This is a genomic window from Moritella sp. 36 (assembly GCF_018219415.1).
Taxonomy (GTDB): domain Bacteria; phylum Pseudomonadota; class Gammaproteobacteria; order Enterobacterales; family Moritellaceae; genus Moritella.
Map to the genome: position 1 here is coordinate 263,720 of NZ_CP056120.1, position 20,607 is coordinate 284,326.

The 20,607-nt window shown below is 41.6% G+C and carries 18 protein-coding genes; 15 read left to right on the forward strand and 3 right to left on the reverse strand.

What is annotated here, in order from left to right:
- The first annotated feature begins 59 nt into the window (after positions 1–59).
- From murE to mutT, 15 genes are all read left to right on the forward strand, one after another.
- Complete coding sequence (gene murE / locus HWV03_RS01240; protein ID WP_255547000.1) at positions 60–1,535, forward strand: UDP-N-acetylmuramoyl-L-alanyl-D-glutamate--2,6-diaminopimelate ligase; 1,476 nt, start codon at positions 60–62, stop codon at positions 1,533–1,535.
- Positions 1,535–2,971 (forward strand): UDP-N-acetylmuramoyl-tripeptide--D-alanyl-D-alanine ligase, encoded by a 1,437-nt coding sequence (locus HWV03_RS01245; protein ID WP_211678139.1) that lies wholly within the window; start codon positions 1,535–1,537, stop codon positions 2,969–2,971. Before murE ends, HWV03_RS01245 begins: the two co-directional genes overlap by 1 nt.
- Positions 2,965–4,047, forward strand: a complete 1,083-nt coding sequence (gene mraY / locus HWV03_RS01250) for a phospho-N-acetylmuramoyl-pentapeptide-transferase (RefSeq protein WP_211678140.1) — start codon at positions 2,965–2,967, stop codon at positions 4,045–4,047. Before HWV03_RS01245 ends, mraY begins: the two co-directional genes overlap by 7 nt.
- Positions 4,047–5,387, forward strand: coding sequence for a UDP-N-acetylmuramoyl-L-alanine--D-glutamate ligase (murD, locus tag HWV03_RS01255; protein WP_211678141.1), 1,341 nt, complete (start codon positions 4,047–4,049; stop codon positions 5,385–5,387). Before mraY ends, murD begins: the two co-directional genes overlap by 1 nt.
- Positions 5,387–6,568 (forward strand): cell division protein FtsW, encoded by a 1,182-nt coding sequence (gene ftsW, locus HWV03_RS01260; RefSeq protein WP_211678142.1) that lies wholly within the window; start codon positions 5,387–5,389, stop codon positions 6,566–6,568. The genes murD and ftsW overlap by 1 nt, the downstream gene beginning before the upstream one ends.
- Positions 6,569–6,636: 68 nt before the next feature.
- Positions 6,637–7,695 carry an undecaprenyldiphospho-muramoylpentapeptide beta-N-acetylglucosaminyltransferase gene (gene murG / locus HWV03_RS01265; protein WP_211678143.1) on the forward strand — a complete coding sequence of 353 codons (1,059 nt, stop codon included), beginning with the start codon at positions 6,637–6,639 and terminating at the stop codon, positions 7,693–7,695.
- 9 nt (positions 7,696–7,704) lie between these two features.
- Positions 7,705–9,165: a UDP-N-acetylmuramate--L-alanine ligase gene (gene murC / locus HWV03_RS01270; protein ID WP_211679941.1), complete on the forward strand. Its 1,461-nt coding sequence runs from the start codon at positions 7,705–7,707 to the stop codon at positions 9,163–9,165.
- Complete coding sequence (locus HWV03_RS01275; protein WP_211678144.1) at positions 9,153–10,091, forward strand: D-alanine--D-alanine ligase; 939 nt, start codon at positions 9,153–9,155, stop codon at positions 10,089–10,091. The genes murC and HWV03_RS01275 overlap by 13 nt, the downstream gene beginning before the upstream one ends.
- Positions 10,092–10,106: 15 nt before the next feature.
- Positions 10,107–10,925 (forward strand): cell division protein FtsQ/DivIB, encoded by an 819-nt coding sequence (locus HWV03_RS01280; protein WP_211678145.1) that lies wholly within the window; start codon positions 10,107–10,109, stop codon positions 10,923–10,925.
- A 5-nt stretch (positions 10,926–10,930) separates the two neighbouring features.
- Entirely contained in the window at positions 10,931–12,178 is a 1,248-nt protein-coding gene (ftsA, locus tag HWV03_RS01285; protein WP_211678146.1) for a cell division protein FtsA, read from the forward strand.
- Positions 12,179–12,207: 29 nt separating this feature from the next.
- Positions 12,208–13,389, forward strand: a complete 1,182-nt coding sequence (gene ftsZ, locus HWV03_RS01290) for a cell division protein FtsZ (protein WP_211678147.1) — start codon at positions 12,208–12,210, stop codon at positions 13,387–13,389.
- A gap of 168 nt (positions 13,390–13,557) precedes the next feature.
- The gene (gene lpxC, locus HWV03_RS01295; RefSeq protein WP_211678148.1) at positions 13,558–14,481 is read left to right on the forward strand and encodes a UDP-3-O-acyl-N-acetylglucosamine deacetylase; all 924 of its coding nucleotides are present in this window, start codon (positions 13,558–13,560) and stop codon (positions 14,479–14,481) included.
- Between the two features lie 126 nt (positions 14,482–14,607).
- Complete coding sequence (locus HWV03_RS01300; RefSeq protein ID WP_211678149.1) at positions 14,608–15,522, forward strand: M23 family metallopeptidase; 915 nt, start codon at positions 14,608–14,610, stop codon at positions 15,520–15,522.
- Positions 15,523–15,568: 46 nt separating this feature from the next.
- A complete protein-coding gene (gene secA, locus HWV03_RS01305; protein ID WP_211678150.1) occupies positions 15,569–18,286 on the forward strand; it encodes a preprotein translocase subunit SecA in 2,718 nt (905 codons plus the stop codon).
- 119 nt (positions 18,287–18,405) lie between these two features.
- Positions 18,406–18,798: an 8-oxo-dGTP diphosphatase MutT gene (gene mutT / locus HWV03_RS01310; RefSeq protein ID WP_211679944.1), complete on the forward strand. Its 393-nt coding sequence runs from the start codon at positions 18,406–18,408 to the stop codon at positions 18,796–18,798.
- A 22-nt stretch (positions 18,799–18,820) separates the two neighbouring features.
- Here mutT and yacG read toward each other — a convergent pair whose 3' ends face one another.
- From yacG to HWV03_RS01325, 3 genes are read right to left on the reverse strand one after another with little or no spacing between them, the layout of a single operon-like run.
- Positions 18,821–19,012, reverse strand: coding sequence for a DNA gyrase inhibitor YacG (gene yacG / locus HWV03_RS01315; RefSeq protein WP_211675603.1), 192 nt, complete (start codon positions 19,010–19,012; stop codon positions 18,821–18,823).
- 26 nt (positions 19,013–19,038) lie between these two features.
- Positions 19,039–19,644: a dephospho-CoA kinase gene (gene coaE, locus HWV03_RS01320; RefSeq protein ID WP_211678151.1), complete on the reverse strand. Its 606-nt coding sequence runs from the start codon at positions 19,642–19,644 to the stop codon at positions 19,039–19,041.
- An 11-nt stretch (positions 19,645–19,655) separates the two neighbouring features.
- Positions 19,656–20,543 carry a prepilin peptidase gene (locus tag HWV03_RS01325; protein WP_211678152.1) on the reverse strand — a complete coding sequence of 296 codons (888 nt, stop codon included), beginning with the start codon at positions 20,541–20,543 and terminating at the stop codon, positions 19,656–19,658.
- Positions 20,544–20,607: the final 64 nt, after the last annotated feature.

Here is a 20,607-nt window from a genome sequence, read left to right on the forward strand (position 1 = left end):
GATTGTTTGATACTAAGGATTGTTGAATGCTACGGGCTTTAAATATTAAGGGTTTGGAAATGAATTCGTCATGTCGAGTCTTATCTCTACAAATGTGGAATATTGATCTTGAATTAGCGGTTAACGCGTTGATCATTGATAGTCGGAAAGTACAAGCGGGTGACTGTTTTGTCGCGGTAAATGGTCATGCCCTTGATGGTCGCCGATTTATTGGCAATGCATTACAATGTGGTGCGATATTGGTATTGAAAGACGCTGATATTCAGGCTGAACATGGTCATATTGAATATGTTGATGGTATCCCTATTGTTGCTTTTTTTGGTCTAAATCAGGCCTTATCCGCATTAGCCGATAGTTTTTATCAATTTCCTTCGCAGCAATTAAAACTTGTCGGTGTTACAGGCACTAATGGTAAAAGCACTATCACGCAGATTATTGCCAACTGGGTTACTTTATTAAACGGTAAAGCTGGTGTGATGGGGACGATCGGTAATGGCTTATTCGATCAATTAGTGCAAACCGAAAATACCACAGGTAGCGGCTTAGATGTACAAGCTGAAATAGCGAACCAAGTACAACAAGGTGCAGAATTGTGTGCTATGGAAGTATCCTCACACGGTTTGATTCAAGGTCGTGTGAATTCTCTCGATTTTGATGTGGCATTATTTACCAATCTAACCCGTGATCATCTTGATTATCATGGAGATATGGATAGTTATGCCGATGCCAAAAAAATCTTATTTCAAGGTGCTGTGAAACATAGGATCCTTAACGTTGATGATACTTACGGTAAAGCATGGGCACAGCAATGGCCTGATGCTATCCGATTTTCAGTCCTGCAAGATTTATCAGCCTATTCTGGTGCTTTTTTATGTTGTCATGATTTAAATTTTGATACCGGTGGTTTTAGCTGCGAGTTAAAAACCAGCTGGGGTGAAGGTACACTGCGATGTGGTTTAATTGGCGAGTTTAATGCCTCTAATGTGGTGGCCGCTTGCGCGAGTTTGTTAGCACTCGGTTATGATTTGGATGATTTATTACAGGTAGCACCAAAATTAACCGCCGTATGTGGCCGTATGGAATTATTCAAACAAGCAGGGCAAGCTGCTTTCGTGGTTGATTATGCTCACACACCTGACGCATTAGAAAAAGCCCTGCAAGCATTACGTGTGCATTGTGAAGGCAAGCTCTGGTGCATTTATGGCTGTGGTGGTGACCGAGATACAGGTAAAAGACCAATAATGGCACAAGTAGCTGAACAATTTGCAGATATGGCTGTCATTACAGATGATAATCCACGTACTGAGTCTGCGTCTTCGATTGTAGATGATATGAAAATCGGTCTTGCTAACCCTGATGCAATGCAAGTTATTCATGATCGCCGTAGTGCTATTCATTGGGCGATGGAACAAAGTCGTGCTGACGATATTATTTTGGTGGCAGGTAAAGGCCATGAAGATTATCAAATTATCGGTGTAGATAAACACCATTATAGTGATCGAGAGACTATTACAGAGATGTTGAGTAACAAATAATGATTAGTTTAGCGTTAAGTGCAATTGCGACACAACTCAATGCCAAGTACCAAGGTGATGATGTCGTCATTACTCATGTTTCAACAGATACACGCACGATTAAAGTTGGTGATTTGTTCGTCGCGTTAAGTGGTGATAATTTTGATGCCAATAGTTTTGTTGCCAAAGCGGCAGAGCAAGGTGCTATTGCTGCTATTGTAACAAAAAAGCAAGCGGTGGATATCCCGCAAATTCTGGTAAAAGATAGCCGTGTTGCTTTAGGTCTGTTAGGTAAAATGGTGCGTGAACATGTTAATCCTAAAGTTGCAGCGCTTACTGGCAGTAATGGAAAAACCACGACGAAAGAAATGCTGGCGGCGATTTTAAAACAAGTAGCACCAACATTAGCAACTGCAGGCAATTTTAATAACGACATTGGTGTTCCATTGACATTACTGCGCTTACAGCAAGAAGACCAATTTGCGGTGATGGAGCTTGGTGCTAATCACAAAAAAGAAATTGCTTATACCACGGGGTTGGTATTGCCAGATGTGGTGTTAATCAATAATGTTGATGCGGCACACTTAGAAGGCTTTGGTGATCTACAGGGCATCGCATTGGCTAAAAGTGAAATATTATCAGGGGTTAAGCAACAAGGTATGGCGGTACTAAACCGCGATGATAAGTTTTATCAATACTGGTTACGTAAAGTTGATTCAGAGCGACATGTTAACTTTTCGGTTGTTGATGAGAGTGCTGATTATTTTGCAGCTAATATTGAATTTGATGGTTCGGGTAACTCGACGTTTAGATTATGTACGCCAGATAGTGACTGTACAATTAACTTAGGTGTTGCAGGTCGTCATAATGTCGCTAATGCATTAGCCGCGGCTGCAATGGCAAGTTGTTTTGGTATTGATATTAAAACCATTAAGTTAGGCCTTGAATCTATGGTTAGTGTACAGGGCCGATTGAAAATATCACAATTAACCTCACGTATTCGTATTATTGATGATAGCTATAATGCCAATATTGCCTCAGTAAAGGCGGCCATTGATGTATTAACCCATTTCAAATCAACAAATGTATTAGTAATGGGCGATATGGGAGAACTGGGCGTTAGTACTGCTGATATGCATCAACAAGTTGGGCATTATGCTCAGCAGCAACAGGTTGACCATGTTTATACTTGTGGTGCCGTTAGCCGTGAAGCTGCATTAACTGCTGGTGTTATTGGTCGCGCCTTTTTAGCACAGCCAGCACTGGTTGATGCGTTAGTTGACTTAATCACTACTGCTCCTAAAGAGCAGATGTTTACTTTATTATTTAAAGGTTCCCGTAGTGCTAAAATGGAGCTGGCAATCAGTTTGTTAACCACAAAGCTATCTGAGAACAGTGCTATGTTAATCGAAAATACAATGTTAGTTAAAAATACAGTAAAGGAAATAAAATGTTAGTTTGGTTGTTCGAATCTTTAAGTGAGCATTTCTCGCTATTCAGAGTTTTTTCATATCTCACATTTCGTGCAATTATCACGATAATTACCTCGTTATTACTGACATTATGGATGGGACCTAAACTTATCCGCTATTTGCAAGATATGCAGATTGGTCAAGTGGTACGTGATGATGGCCCTGAATCACATTTCAGTAAACGTGGTACGCCAACAATGGGGGGCGTAATGATCCTAGTTGCAATTTTAGTATCAACGCTATTATGGGCAAGATTAGATAATGCCTATGTTTGGATCATGATGTTTGTGTTTGTTGCGTTTGGTGCGATTGGTTTTGTGGATGACTATCGCAAGGTGATCCGTAAAGATACCGATGGCTTGATTGCGCGTTGGAAGTATTTCTGGCAGTCAGCGGTCGCAATTGGTATCGCTGTTTACCTCTATGCAACGGCAGGTTCGGCGGCAGAAACGACATTAGTTGTGCCTTTCTTTAAAGAATATATGCCAGAACTTGGATTGTTATTCATTGTATTAACTTATTTTGTGATTGTGGGGAGTAGTAATGCGGTTAACTTAACCGATGGTTTAGATGGTTTAGCTATCTTACCAACGGTATTAGTCGCAGGTGCATTTATGCTTGTATCTTACTTAACAGGTAACGTTAAATTTGCTGAGTATCTGTTTATCCCTTACATCCCACAAGCCAGTGAATTAGTGATTGTGTGTGCGGCGATGGTTGGTGCCGGACTTGGCTTCTTATGGTTTAACACGTATCCAGCGCAAGTATTTATGGGCGATGTTGGTTCATTGGCATTAGGTGCGGGTTTAGGTACGCTCGCGGTATTAGTTCGCCAAGAGTTTATGTTAGTGATCATGGGTGGTGTTTTTGTTATGGAAACAGTATCGGTTATCTTACAAGTAGGCTCTTATAAGTTACGTGGTCAACGCATCTTTAGAATGGCACCAATTCATCACCATTATGAACTAAAAGGTTGGCCTGAACCGCGTGTGATTGTACGCTTTTGGATCATTACTATTATTTTAGTACTTATTGGCTTAGCCACGTTGAAGGTACGCTAATGACACCATTATCTGAGCAAAATATGGCATCGCCTATCGTTATTGTTGGTTTAGGCCAAACCGGTCTGTCTTGTGTCCGTTATTTTCTAAAGCAAGGCATAGTTCCTGTTGTTGTGGATAGTCGTGATGCACCGCCGGGACAAGATGAGTTGCCAGCTCAGGTAACCTTATATAAGGGTGGCTTACATCCAGAGATCTTATTACAAGCTAAACAATTAGTTGTCAGTCCTGGTATTGCCATTGCAACGCCTGCGATCGCCGCTGCGCAACAACATGGTGTTGAAGTGATTGGTGATATTGAGTTGTTTGTCAGGGCTGCAAAAGCGCCCATTATTGCCATCACTGGCTCAAACGGTAAATCAACCGTGACCACACTGGTTGGTGAAATGGCGAATGCGGCAGGCGTAAAAACCGCAATCGGTGGCAACATTGGCATTCCAGCATTAGACCTACTGGATGTAGCCGATCCTTATCAGTTATATGTGTTAGAGCTTTCAAGCTTTCAATTAGAAACTACCCATAGTCTAAAGGCTATTGCTGCGACCGTACTGAACGTAACAGACGACCATCTTGATCGTTACCCTGATTTCGAAGCCTATCGCCAAGCCAAATTATCAATTTATCAGCATGCGCAAACCGTGGTGACAAATCGTGATGATGTATTAACGGCTTGTCCTGCACAAGATAATACGCTCAATGTGGTTAAGTGTAGCTTTGGTGAAGATGATGCTGATTATGGCTTGATCCAACAACGCGGTAGTACTTGGCTTGCTTATCAAGGTGAGGGTATTATCAGCGCCGATGAGTTACAGATCACCGGTGTGCATAATTTAATGAACGCATTATCTGCCATTGCCCTGCTTGATGCGGCAGGTGTGGATAGAACTAAAACGTTACCGGGCTTGCGTCAATTTACGGGGCTAGCACATCGCTGTGAGTTTATTCGTGAACTTAATGGGGTAAGGTGGATTAATGATACTAAGGCCACCAATGTCGGAGCTACACTAGCGGCGCTGGCCGGGTTGAAAAGCAGTGTTAAAGGACACTTATACCTGATTGTTGGCGGAGATGGCAAAGGCGCTGATTTTAGTCCTTTAGTCCCCGCATTACGTGATGACATTGCGTTGACGTATTGCTTTGGTAAAGACGGTGAACGCTTTTCGGCGTTAACGGAAAATACGAAACAGGTCCCTGACTTGGCCGTTGCGATTGCTGAAATTAGTGAGCTTGTACAACCGGGTGACTGGGTTTTGTTGTCACCTGCATGTGCAAGTATCGATATGTACGCTAATTTTATGGCTCGGGGTGACCACTTTAGAGCGCTAGTGAAGGCATTATAATGGAATTTCTGACACGGACGAAAGCCTATTTATTAGGTGCTGAAGAGCAGCGCGCGGCGGTTTATGATCGCCAGCTATTATTATTAGCGATTATTTTAATGATGGTTGGTTTGGTGATGGTTGCATCGGCATCCTTACCTGAAGGAATTGCGTTGGGTGATGATCCCTTCATGTTTGTGAAAAAGCATTTAGTCTTTCTGAGCGTGTCCTTGTGTGCTGCAATCTGTGTGTTGAATGTACCGATTGTCTTTTATGAGCGAAATAGTGTGCGGTTTTTATTTGTCGCTATTGCTTTATTGATCGTGGTATTAGTCATTGGTCGTACGGTTAATGGCAGTACTCGTTGGCTCTCGCTTGGCCCCTTGAATATGCAGCCCGCCGAGTTTGCTAAATTTTCCCTCTTTATTTATTTTTCAGGTTATTTAGTCCGTCAAAAAAGCTTATTACAAGAAAGCTATAAAGGTTTTGTTAATGGCTTACTGGTGATCGCTGTTATCTCTACATTGCTTCTTTTTCAACCTGATTTCGGCTCTGTGATGGTTATTTTAACCACCAGTGTAGCACTGTTATTTATCGGTGGTGCAAAGTTGGTGCACTTCATGGCACTATGTGTTGTGGCTATTTTACTGGGTGTATTAGCAGTGATATTATCGCCGTATCGAATGCGACGGATAACCTCTTTTCTTGACCCTTGGGATGATCCATTTGGTAGTGGTTATCAATTAACCCAATCCTTAATGGCATTTGGCCGTGGTAGTTTTAGCGGTGAAGGGCTTGGTAACTCGATTCAAAAATTAGAGTATCTACCAGAAGCTCATACCGATTTTGTATTTGCAATTCTAGCTGAAGAATTAGGTTTCGTTGGCGTTTTTATCGTCTTGATGCTACAGATGTTATTGGTATTTAAAGCGCTGCAAATTGGTCGTCGTAGTCTGGAAACGGATCAATTTTTTGCTGGTTTTTTAGCAATTAGCATTGGTGTTTGGTTTTGTTTTCAAACCTTGGTTAACGTTGGTGCAGCCTCCGGATTATTACCAACGAAAGGGTTAACATTACCCCTCGTGAGTTATGGTGGGTCGAGCTTACTAATTATGAGTTGTGCTGTGGCGGTGCTATTACGAATCGATTATGAATATCGTGCACAAAAAGTGTCGATGTCAAATAGTACAACTCCCAGTTAGTTATCATATGTATGAGCAAGTTACGCCTTAATAACTGATTAAATCTTATTACACTGAAAGATAATATTATGACAAAACGTTTATTAGTGATGGCTGGTGGCACTGGTGGTCACGTATTTCCTGGTATTGCGGTAGCAAAATATTTAGAACAGCAGGGCTGGGCGATTCATTGGATTGGTACTGCGGATCGTATGGAGGCCGATTTAGTCCCACAACATGGATTTGATATTTCATTCATTGATATTTCAGGGGTGCGTGGTAACGGAGTTAAGCGTTTATGTCTTGCACCCTTTCGAATTTTAAAATCCGTGTTACAGGCACGTAAAGTGATGAAAAAATTCAAACCTGATGTTGTCTTAGGGATGGGGGGGTTTGCTAGTGGACCGGGTGGCGTAGCGGCTTGGTTACAAGGTATTCCCGTGGTATTGCATGAGCAAAATGCGGCGGCAGGTCTCACTAACCGTCTATTAGCTAAAATTGCTAAACGTGTACTCATGGCCTTTCCTGGTGCATTTTCTCAGGGTCTGTTGGTTGGCAATCCAGTACGTGAAGATGTACTGGCTTTACATGCACGACCACACGTGTGCACAGGTAAGCTGACGGTATTGGTTGTTGGTGGTAGCTTAGGCGCAAAAGTATTAAATGAAACGTTACCAGCAGCACTGGCGCTATTACCCCAAGATAAAATTAGTATCCGCCATCAAGTGGGTAAAAATAATAGTACTGCGGTGAATGTTGCTTATCAGTCTGCTGGTGTTACAGCTGAGATTAAAGTATCTGATTTTATTGATGACATGGCGCAAGCTTATCATCAAGCTGATGTGGTAGTGTGTCGTGCAGGTGCGTTGACGGTGTCAGAGGTGGCTGTTGCAGGACTACCCGCTATTTTTATTCCATTACCACATGCAGTGGATGATCATCAGACTAAAAATGCCCAATCATTGGTACAAGCAGGTGGCGCGGTATTACTCCCACAAGGCCAATTAAATGCCGTGGATTTAGCCAAATTATTACAGCAATGGATTGACGATGAAGCACAACTTGTCGCTATGTCAAATGCAGCCAAAAGTGCTGCTATTCTAGATGCAACTGAGCAGGTCGCAAATGCCTGTTCAGCATTAAGTTAAGAGAGATAGATAATGTCTGAACAAAAGATCGCACAACTAAGAACGGTAGTGCCAGAGATGCGTCGTGTGAAAACTATTCATTTTGTTGGCATCGGTGGTGCTGGAATGGGTGGGATCGCAGAAGTATTAGCGAATGAAGGTTATCAGATCACGGGTTCTGATCTCGCGCCTAATCCAGTGACTGAACGTTTAGTCAAATTAGGTGCAAAAATTAATTTTGAGCATAAAGCGGAAAATGTACTGAATGCTAGCGTAGTGGTGGTATCAACGGCTATCGATTTCACAAATCCTGAAATTATGGCGGCACATGAAAACCGTATTCCGGTGATTAAACGTGCTGAAATGCTAGCAGAATTAATGCGCTTTCGTCATGGGATTGCGATTGCAGGCACACATGGTAAAACGTCGACTACAGCACTAGTGACAGGTATCTACCATCAAGCAGGCTTAGACCCTACATTCGTTAATGGCGGATTAGTGAAGAGCACTGGCACCAATGCAGGTTTAGGTAAAAGTCGTTATCTGATTGCTGAAGCGGATGAGAGCGATGCATCATTCTTATTGCTGCAGCCGATGGTTGCTGTCGTGACGAACATCGAAGCTGACCATATGGATACGTATGGTGGTGATTTTGCTAAATTAGAAAAAACCTTTATGGATTTTCTGCATAACTTGCCATTTTACGGTTTAGCCGTTATGTGCGCTGATGATGCAGTTATTGAAAAGTTGATCCCAGACATTGGTCGTCAGGTCGTGACTTATGGTTTCTCCGAAAATGCCGACGTACGTATTATCGATTATGTGCAAAAAGGTCATAAAAGTCACTTTACGATTTGTCGTAAAGATCGCGAAGATTTACGTGTAAGCTTGAATTCTCCGGGTCAACATAATGCTTTAAATGCGACTGCTGCAGTAGCTGTCGCGACTGAAGATGGTATTGATGATAGCGCGATTATTACCGCGCTCGCTAACTTTGCGGGTACTGGTCGACGTTTTGATCATCTTGGTGAATTTGATTCAGGCGCAGGTAATGTGATGCTGGTTGATGACTATGGTCATCACCCGACCGAGGTTGATGTTACTATTACTGCCGCACGTGCAGGCTGGCCTGAAAAACGTTTGGTTTCGGTATTCCAACCACATCGTTATACACGTACCCGTGATTTGTATGAAGATTTTGCAAACGTGTTATCAAAGGTTGATCTGTTATTTTTATTAGAAGTATATCCGGCAGGTGAAGAAGCAATCCCTGGTGCTGATAGTCGCTCATTATGTCGTAGTATTAGACAACGTGGTAATATTGAACCAATTTTTGTTTCTAGTCCAGATGAAATCCCAGCCATTTTAGCTGAACATTTACAAAACGGTGACTTGGTATTAACCCAAGGTGCTGGTAATGTGGGTACGCTTGCTAAGGAACTGGCGGCAATGGAAATGAATGTTAGTACGATGAAACAATGGAAGAAGTAATCATGAGCGTAACAAGCATTAAAAAAGTAGCGGTATTATTTGGTGGGTATTCTGCCGAACGTGAAGTCTCACTAAAATCGGGCATCGCAGTCACATCAGGCTTACAACGTGCAGGTGTTGATGCGCATGCTTTAGATACCGCCGAATACGATGTTAGTCAACTGAGGGGTGATGGTTTCACCCATGCGTTTATTGCACTACATGGCCGTGGTGGCGAAGACGGTGTGATGCAAGGTGCATTAGAGCAGCTTGCCATTCCTTATACCGGTAGCCGGGTTTTAGGCGCCGCATTAGCGATGGATAAGATCCGTACTAAACAAATCTGGCAGTCTCAAGGTTTACCGACTGCGCTTTATCGCATTGTTACACCAAATCATTTTGATAATGCGATAGCAAGCGATATTATTGCGGATCTTGGTTCTCCGGTAATTATTAAACCGGCGAAAGAAGGCTCCAGTATCGGTATGGCTAAAGTGCATAACGTAGCGGAATTAGAAACAGCTGTCACGGCTGCGTTTGAGTATGATAATGAGATCTTAATTGAGCAATGGATTGAAGGACCTGAATTCACGGTTGCGATCTTAGGTGATGAAGTGTTGCCGGTGATTCAGCTTAAAACGCCAAATACGTTTTATGATTATCAAGCTAAGTACCAATCAAATACCACGGAGTACTTGTGTCCAGCCCCTATTACCGATGAACAACGTCAACAACTGCAAGCTTATGCATTAAAAGCATTTCGTGCTGTAGCTGCAGAGGGCTGGGGTCGTGTTGATGCAATGTTAGATGCACGGGGTCAGTTTCAATTGTTGGAAGTAAATACGGTACCGGGCATGACAGAAAAGAGTTTGGTGCCAATGGCGGCCAATGCTGCTGGGTATAACTTCGAGAGTTTGGTTTCTAAAGTATTAGCGCTCGCGCATTAATAAACGAATTTTGATATGACAGCTGTTATTCCAACACCGAGAAATGAAGCCTTAGATGATAATATCTACGCGCTCACAGAACTTGAGATTCAAGCGGATGAAGTTTGCGCTGAAGAATTAGCGCCATTACGTTTAAGGCGTAGTTTAGGTCTCTTTTTCTTTTTTTTGGTGTTAGTATTTTTTAGCTGGATGTTTAGCAGTATGGAAGCATACTTGACCGATGCCAGCAAAATGCCAATGTCAGCCCTGATTATTCAGGGGGATCGAGAGTATGTTAGTGACGATGATATCCGAACCGTCTTGTTGCAAAAACCGGCAATAGAAAATTACTTTTCGGTAAATGTTGATGATATTCAAAATAAAATTGAATCGTTACCTTGGGTTTATCACGCGTCGGTACGTAAAAGTTGGCCTGATTTATTGCGTGTATATATTCAAGAACAACCCGTTGTTGCAGTGTGGAATGATACGCAATTATTGAACGAAGACGGGATAGTGTTTGATGCAGATATCAATAGTGCGCCGAAATCATTAGTGAAACTTTATAGTCCGAATGATAAAATCGAACAAACACTCGCAAAATTCAATGAGTTCAACGGATTGCTGCAGCTAAATAATTATAAAATAGTTAAAGTTTCGCTTAATTTACGTAATGCAATCACGGTCGAATTAAGTAATGGTATTATGCTTCGTTTAGGACGAGAAAATGCAATATCTCGAATTCAGCGCTATATCGATTATGTTGCAGTATTAGATAAAGAAAAAATAGCCTATATAGATTTACGTTACGATACAGGTTTCTCAGTTGGCTGGAAAAATGACAATAAAGAGTAATGACAATGACTAAATCGATGGAACGAAAATTAATAGTAGGTTTAGATGTCGGCACATCAAAAATTGCCGTTGTTGTAGGTGAATTATTACCTGACGGTGAACTGAACATTATCGGTTTAGGACAAAGTGCATCGAGAGGCATGGATAAAGGGGGGGTAAACGACCTGGAATCTGTTGTTAAAGCTGTTCAACGTGCCAAACAAGAAGCCGAAATGATGGCGGATATGAAAATATCTTCTGTCTACCTGAGTATTTCAGGTAAACACATTAGCAGCCAAGATGAAATTGGCATGGTGGCAATCTCGGAAGATGAGGTCACACAAGATGATGTAGATAATGTGATCTACACTGCAAGATCTGTGAGAATTCGTGACGAACATCGAATTTTACACGTAATTCCACAAGAATATGCTATTGATTATCAAGAACGGATTAAAAATCCAGTTGGTTTATCCGGTGTTCGGATGAAAGCGAAGGTACATTTGATCACTTGTCACAATGATATGGCAAAAAATATTGTAAAATGTGCTGAGCGTTGTGAACTACAAGTGGATAAGTTAATTTTTTCTGCTCTCGCATCAAGTTATGCAGTTGTTACCGACGATGAAAAAGAACTCGGTGTATGTGTTGTCGATATTGGCGGTGGCACTATTGATATCGCCGTATTTTATGATGGTTCATTACGTCATACATCGGTATTTTCGTATGCAGGTAATGCAGTTACTAGTGATATTGCGTATGCATTTGGTACCCCTCCTGCAGACGCAGAAGAGATTAAAGTTAACTTTGGTTGTGCGCATGCTAAGTTATTACAACGTGATGATACTATCGAAGTTGCAAGTGTCGGTGGACGACCATCGCGCACTTTACAGCGACAAACACTTGCAGAAGTGATCGAACCTCGATATTCTGAACTATTCGGAATGGTTGAAGCTGAATTAAAAACTATTTTAGAGTCATTAAAACTGGATAAATTGGCGGCTGGCATTGTACTTACTGGTGGTGCGGCACAAATTGAAGGTTTAGTTGAATGTGCAGAAAGCGTATTCAACTCACAAGTTAGAATAGGTATTCCATTAAATATAAATGGATTAACTGAATATGTAAATACACCAGTGTATTCAACAGCGGTTGGCTTACTTCAGTTTGGTAAAGAACATCAGTTCGAACCAACAACAGACGTAGTCGTAGAACGGAATAATTGTAATCAGTTACTTAAAAGAATAATGAGCTGGTTCAAAGGCGGGTTTTAAAACCCTATAAGATTTTTGGAGATATTACCATGTTTGAACTACTAGATGATAGTCACGATGAAGCTGTCATTAAAGTCATTGGTGTTGGTGGCGGCGGCGGTAACGCTGTTGATCACATGGTCAGTGAAACAATTGAAGGTGTTGAATTTATTGTCGTAAATACAGATGCACAAGCATTACGTAATTCAGCCGCTGGATCTGTTATTCAAATCGGTAACACTATCACTAAAGGTTTGGGCGCGGGCGCAAACCCAACAGTAGGTCGTGAAGCTGCAATGGAAGATCGCGATAGTATTCGTGAGCAGCTGCAAGGCTCTGATATGATCTTTATTGCTGCGGGTATGGGCGGTGGTACAGGTACTGGTGCTGCTCCGGTTGTTGCTGAAATTGCTAAAGAATTAGGGATTTTAACGGTAGCTGTAGTCACTAAACCTTTCTCGTTTGAAGGTAAGCGTCGCTTGAGTTATGCACAAGCTGGTATCGATGCCTTAAGTGAACAAGTTGATTCTTTGATTACAATACCTAACGACAAATTATTGAAAGTATTGGGTCGTGGTGTCAGTTTATTAGATGCATTCAAAGCTGCTAATAACGTATTACTTGGTGCTGTACAAGGTATTGCGGAACTCATTACGCGTCCAGGTCTAATCAACGTGGATTTCGCCGATGTTCGCACAGTCATGAGTGAAATGGGTACTGCAATGATGGGTACCGGTGTTGCTTCTGGTGAAGATCGAGCCGCAGAAGCTGCAGAAGCTGCTATCTCAAGCCCATTACTTGATGATGTTGATTTAGCGGGTGCTCGGGGTATTCTGGTTAATATTACTGCTGGCCTCGATATCAATATCGAAGAATTCGAAACAGTAGGTAATTCAGTTAAAGCCTTTGCTTCTGATAATGCAACCGTTGTTGTGGGTGCGGTAATCGACCCTGAAATGACGGATGAATTGCGTGTAACTGTTGTTGTTACGGGTATCGGTGCTGAAAACAAACCCGATATTACTTTAGTACCAACACCAGCTAAAAAAGTAGAAGAAGCGAAAGCTGAATCGATACGTGTTGAAGAAACCGTTAAAGCGACTGTGATGCCTGCCGATAAGCAAGTAGATGTGCAGAAAGTTGCTGTTGGTGAAAGTAATACAACAACGGCAACGAAAAGTGAACCGGATTATTTAGATATTCCAGCGTTCTTACGTCGCCAAGCTGACTAATACTTTATTGTATTATAGCTAGATATGATTCAGTCTTACGGGTTGTTTTTAGCGTAAAGAGTGAATTATACAAGACGTGTTTGGACTGGTTATTTTGCATTTCCTGTAGGGCTGTGGTAAATTACTCGGCCTCGCGTTGGAGTGTGGGATTTAAATAGGGTAACATTAATGATTAAGCAAAGAACATTAAAACAAGCAGTACGTGGCACCGGTATCGGTCTGCATTCTGGCAACAAGGTTACCCTTAATCTTCGTCCAGCGGCAGCGAATACCGGTATTATTTATCGTCGTATTGATCTTGATCCAGTTGTTGATTTCAAAGCATCTGCTGACATGGTGAAAGACACGATGTTATGCACTTGTCTAATCAACGAAGATGGTCACCGGATTTCGACCGTAGAACATCTAAATGCGGCCTTAGCAGGTCTCGGCATTGATAATATTATTATTGAAGTAGATGCGGCTGAAATTCCAATTATGGATGGCAGTGCAAGTCCTTTTATTTTCTTACTGCAAAGCGCGGGAATCGAAGAGCTAAACTGCGCTAAGAAGTTTATTAAAATAAAACAACCTATACGTGTTGAAGATGGCGACAAATGGGCTGAATTTTTACCGTCGAACCATGGTTTTATTATGGATTTACGTATTGAATTTGATCATCCTGTGTTTGAAGGTCAAAATCAACATATTCGAGCAGACTTTTCGGGTGATTGGTTCCATCAAGAAATCAGCCGAGCACGTACTTTTGGCTTTATGAAAGACATTGAATATCTTCAATCGCAAGACCTTGCACTGGGTGGTAGCCTAGAGAACGCTATTGTGATCGATGAGTTCCGTATTTTAAATGATGACGGTTTACGTTATGAAGATGAATTTGTGAAACATAAAGTACTTGATGCTGTCGGAGACCTGTACTTATCAGGTCATTCAATCCTAGGTGAGTTTAGAGCATTTAAAACTGGCCACGGCATGAATAATTTATTGCTAAGAGCATTACTTGCTAATCAAGAAGCATGGGAATTCACCACTGTAGATGAAGCCCAAGATGCGCCAATTCGTTGGTTAGAACCAAATTTAGAACTGGCGTTATAATCTAATCAAATCGGTTTGGTATCTCGGAACTGAGTGAGTTAGTTTACTCTGAGATAAATACAGATAGAATTGTGGCATTAAATTGTTTATATTTAGTGTCACTAATTCATCAGTTAATAAAAGATTATGAGCGTTACAGTGACTTACTCGAATGGTAAACATAACCATTCTAAATTATTTAATATCTACGTTTTAATATTTGCATTCATAGCTGTTATTGCTATCTCGATCACGTCTTCTTGGTTTCTCTATTCAAATTTCTCTTCCCAAGCTATACAACTTAAGATTGCGAAAACGCAACAGAAATATCAGCAACAAGCAGATGAAGTTCTTACGCTACGTCAAGAAACTGATTTGAAAATCGCCGTATTTGCGAGTAAAGTTGGCATGATGCAAGCGGAGGTTAACCGTTTGAGTTTATTAGGCGATGAATTGGCTAAAAATGCCAGTCTAACGCGTGGTGAATTTGATTTTAACCTAAAACCTGCAATTGGCGGTCCGATTGTTACAGATTCTAGTTATGCTGTTGATTTACAAGCCTTGCTCGAAGAGATGGATTTATTGTCACTTGAAGTAAATAATCGCACCCAACAACTATCGCTACTTGAAACTATGCTATTGAATCACAATATAACTGATGAGGCTGTTTTATCTGGACGTCCAGTTATTCAACGTGGTTCTTGGTTATCGTCCCATTACGGCGTGCGTAAAGACCCTTTTACAGGGCGAGCGACTATGCATAAGGGGATTGATTTTGCTGGTAATAATGGCATGAATATTATTGCAACGGGTGCTGGAGTGGTAACTTGGTCTGGAAGACGTTCTGGTTATGGGCTATTAATCGAAATTAACCACGGAAATGGTCTGTCGTCACGTTATGCCCATGCTAAAGAGCTCATCGCAAAAGAAGGCGATGTTGTTGGCAAGGGGCAAACTATTGCTATTATGGGAAGTTCAGGGCGCTCTACTGGACCTCATGTGCACTACGAAGTGCTAAAATCGGGACGACAAGTCGATCCTAAACGCTATGTTTATCGCTAAAATGCTTTAAATTTCAAATAGATTCACAATAACTTTTGGTCATAAAATGTTAACTAATATAATTACAAAAATAGTCGGTAGCCGCAATGACCGCATTTTAAAAAAATTGCATAAAGTTGTAAAACAGGTCAATCAATTAGAAGCTGATTTTGAAGTATTATCAGATGCAGAATTAAAAGCAAAAACAGTTGATTTTCAACAGCGTGTTGCTGCCGGTGAATCACTTGATAGCATTTTAGCTGAAGCATTCGCGGTTGTTCGTGAAGGTTCTAAACGTGTATTTGGCATGCGCCATTTCGATGTGCAGTTACTTGGTGGTATGGTTTTAAATAATAATCAGATTGCTGAAATGCGTACGGGTGAAGGTAAAACTCTAACAGCAACATTACCAGCCTATCTAAATGCATTAACAGGTAAAGGTGTACATATTATTACGGTGAATGATTACCTTGCTGCACGTGATGCGGAATGGAATCGTGAACTGTTTGAATTTTTAGGTTTAACCGTTGGCCTTAACGTTTCAGGCATGGATAACATGGCAAAACGTGACGCGTATGCTGCAGATGTTACTTACGGCACTAATAATGAATTTGGTTTTGATTATCTGCGTGACAACATGGCCTTTGAGCCGCAACAGCGTGTTATGCGTCCGTTATATTACGCTGTCATCGATGAAGTGGATTCAATCTTAATTGATGAAGCGCGTACCCCGCTTATCATCTCTGGTCCTGCTGATGATAGTTCAGAGCTATATACTAAGATCAACACCATCATTCCACTGCTAGAACAGCAAGAACAGGAAGATACCGAAGAATACACTGGTGATGGTCACTTCACGGTCGATGAAAAAAACAAACAAGTATTACTGACTGAAAACGGTCAAATTAAAGTTGAAGAAATGCTCAAAGAGCGTGGCTTATTAAGCGAAGATGACAATTTGTTCTCTGCGGCAAATATTTCATTATTACATCACATCAATGCGGCATTACGTGCACATACGTTATTTGAAAAAGACGTGGATTATATCGTTAGTGATGAAGGCGAGATTGTTATTGTTGACGAACATACGGGCCGTACTATGCCTGGACGTCGCTGGTCAGAAGGTTTACATCAAGCGGTAGAAGCACGCGAAGGTGTTAAAATTCAAAATGAAAACCAAACTTTAGCATCGATCACGTTCCAGAATTATTTCCGTATGTATGAAAAGCTATCGGGTATGACTGGTACGGCTGATACTGAAGCATTTGAATTCCAATCTATCTATAGCCTTGAAACGGTTGTCTTGCCGACCAATAAACCAATGGCGCGTAAAGACTTTGGTGATCTGGTTTATCTGACTGCTGATGAGAAGCATGTTGCGATCATTGAAGATATTAAAGATTGTGTAGAAAGACAGCAGCCAGTGCTGGTTGGTACTGTATCAATTGAAAGCTCTGAGTTACTCTCGAAACTACTTAAAAAAGACAAAATCAAACATAACGTATTGAATGCGAAATTCCATGAACGTGAAGCTGAGATTGTTGCTGATGCGGGTCGTTCTGGGGCTGTTACGATTGCAACTAACATGGCTGGTCGTGGTACCGATATCGTGTTAGGTGGTAACTGGCAGACTGAAGTTGATAAGCTGAAGAATCCAACTGAAGCGCAAATCGCACATATTAAAGCGGAATGGCAAGCTCGTCATGACGCTGTACTTGCTGCGGGTGGCTTACACATTATTGGTACGGAACGTCATGAATCTCGTCGTATTGATAACCAATTACGTGGTCGTTCTGGTCGTCAAGGTGATGCGGGTTCTACACGTTTCTATCTGTCAATGACCGATCCGTTAATGCGTATTTTCACATCAGACCGTATTACTGGCATGATGAAAAAACTGGGTATGGAAGAAGGCGAAGCGATTGAGCATAAGTGGGTAACACGCGCAATCGAAAACGCACAACGTAAAGTTGAAGGCCGTAACTTTGATATTCGTAAATCGTTACTTGAATTCGATGACGTCGCTAATGACCAGCGTAAAGTGGTTTATGAGCAACGTAATGAATTAATGGAAGCGGAAGATATCAGCGAAACTATGGTTGTGATCCGTGAAGACGTAATCAACGCGGTAATGGATGCTTATATTCCACCACAATCATTACATGAAATGTGGGATATCTCAGGTTTAGAGCAGCGTTTGCGTGCTGATTTCATGCTTGAACTGCCAATCCAGCAATGGTTAGATGATGATACTAAGTTATACGAAGAGAAGATTCGTGAGCGTATCATGACTGCAGCCAAAGAAGCTTACACAGCGAAAGAAGACGCGGTTGGTGCACAAGTGATCCGTCAGTTTGAAAAAGCAGTTATGCTACAAACCCTGGATGGTTTATGGAAAGAGCATTTAGCTGCGATGGACCATTTACGTCAAGGTATTCATTTACGTGGTTATGCACAGAAAAACCCGAAACAAGAATACAAGCGTGAGTCGTTTGAGCTGTTCACTGAAATGTTAGAAAATCTAAAATCAGATGTGGTTGGCGTTATATCTAAAGTGCAGGTGCAAGCACCAGAAGACGTAGAAGCGGTTGAAGCACAGCGTCGTCGTAGTGAGTCATTACCACAAAGCATGAGCCATGCAGCGGCTGAAAACCAGCTTGCAGATGCATCGGCAACGCCAGATGCTGAAACATTTGTGCGTCAAGGCCAAAAAGTAGGCCGTAATGATCCTTGTCCTTGTGGCTCAGGCGCTAAGTTCAAACAGTGTCATGGTAAATTAAGCTAGTAGCGAACACTATTTATTAGTGACGGTTATTACTTAAAATTGAAAGCGTTAAAGCAGCAATGTTTTAGCGCTTTTTGTTATCTATACTTTATTCCAATTATTAAATAAGAGAAATAATGATGAAAGTCGTTCATGTAGCTGCTGGTATAATTGTTCGTGGCCAACAAGTATTTATCAGTAAGCGTAGCTCAGCGCAGCACCAAGGTGATAAATGGGAATTTCCGGGTGGTAAGGTGGAGTCTGATGAATCTGTGCTTGAGGCGTTAACCAGAGAGCTAAAAGAAGAAGTGGATCTTGACGTCATGAATGCACAGGCATTTCACCAGTTAGAATTTGATTATGGCGATAAAATCGTGCAATTAGATTTCTATCTTGTCGATAAGTTTGAAGGGGTAGGTAAAGGACTGGAAGGGCAGCAAACGGCTTGGATAAATATCAGCGAGTTGGCGGATTATAATTTTCCCGCTGCGAATCAAGTGATTGTTGAAATGTTAATGACTCAGTTTGCCTGAGCCATTACGCTAAGGTCACTACTTAATCGAATTCGTAACCTTTAGGCTGTAATTCTTGTGGTGATACATCTTCACCTGGAATGGCGCGTTCTTCGTTTGCCCATTCGCCAAGATCAATCAGTTTGCAGCGTTCACAACAAAACGGGCGAAATTCGCTAGTGGCAACCCATTCAACAGGTTTTTGACAGGTTGGGCAATTTACTTGCATAGTGATTTCCTAAATATACAGAGCTTAAGGCTTTAGTCTGCCATGGCTGCTGCCGCTAACTCAAGAAATTTTTGATGTAAGACGGCAACATCCTGCTCAAGCTGTTGGCGTTCGTTATTCACCACCACCGAATCTGCTGCTGCGAGGCGCTGCTCACGAGTAGCCTGTGATTTTAATATCGCATTCGCTTGTTGTAGTGATACCTTATCCCTCGCCATCGTACGGTCGATTTGGACTTGTTCTTCCACATCAACAACCAGAACGTGATTGCATAACGTGGTGAGGTTGTTTTCAACTAATAATGGCACCACTAACAAAGTATAAGCGGACTTACTGGCGGCTAATTGCGCTAATAATTCAGCGCGGATCATGGGATGTAATAAGTTATTTAACCATTGCTTATTGGCGTTATCAGAAAATATTTTTTCACGTAACAAGGGGCGATTTAAACTGCCATCATCCAGTAATATCTGTTCACCAAAATGAGCGCTAATCTGTTTTAATCCATTACTGCCAATCGCCACCACTTCTCTGGCAACAATATCGGCATCGACTAAATTAATCCCTTCGCTCGCGATTAGATCGGCAACGGTTGTTTTACCTGATGCGATACCACCTGTTAATCCAACTACATACATAAATTTCTACCTTAATAAATAAAATTGGATAGATAGAAATCAACGAGTTGATCACCCCAAATAAGATACAGCCAACCTGCAATCGCCAGATAAGGACCAAATGGAATGGGGTTACCTTGGGTATGCTTTTTCAATAGGATTTGACTAATACCTATGATAGCGCCAGCAAATGACGAGAGTAATACAATCGCTAAAATCGACTGCCAGCCGAACCATGCGCCAAACGCGGCTAATAGTTTGAAGTCACCATAACCCATACCTTCTTTACCGGTCAGTAATTTAAAACCCCAATACACAGTCCAGAGAGATAGATAACCAACGATAGCACCGATAATCGCATCTGAAGGGGAGACCCAAGCGTAGTTGACGTTGAGCAGTAAGCCTAACCATAACAAGGGTAATGTCATTTGGTCGGGTAGTAACATTTTATCGATATCGATAAAAGTCAGCGCAACTAAACACCAAGTCAGTAATAATGCCCCCGCTAATTGGATACCGTAGGGAATGTACAAGGCCACGACGAACGATAACAAACCGGTTAGTAGCTCAATACTAGGGTAACGTGCTGAAATTGGGTTTGCACAACTACTGCACTTTCCGCGTAATACTAACCAGCTGATCACGGGAATGTTTTCTAATGCGGTTATTTGATGATCGCATTTAGGACAAGCGGAGCGGGGTAATAATAAATTGAATTTAGTTGCTTCTGGTTCTGACTTTGCGGTCTTGCATTCTTCATCAAAGTAAACTGTGCACTCTTGCTTCCATTCACGCTCCATCATGATAGGTAAACGGTAAATGACCACATTTAAGAAACTACCAACGAGTAGGCCAAGTAAGGTAGCGAATAACCATAATAGCCAAGGATAGAGTTGAAAGAGAAGCGCTAAGTCTTGCATGTAAATTACCTGTACCGAATCAAGTTGATAGATAAATATTAATTGAAATAAGATGATAACAAAC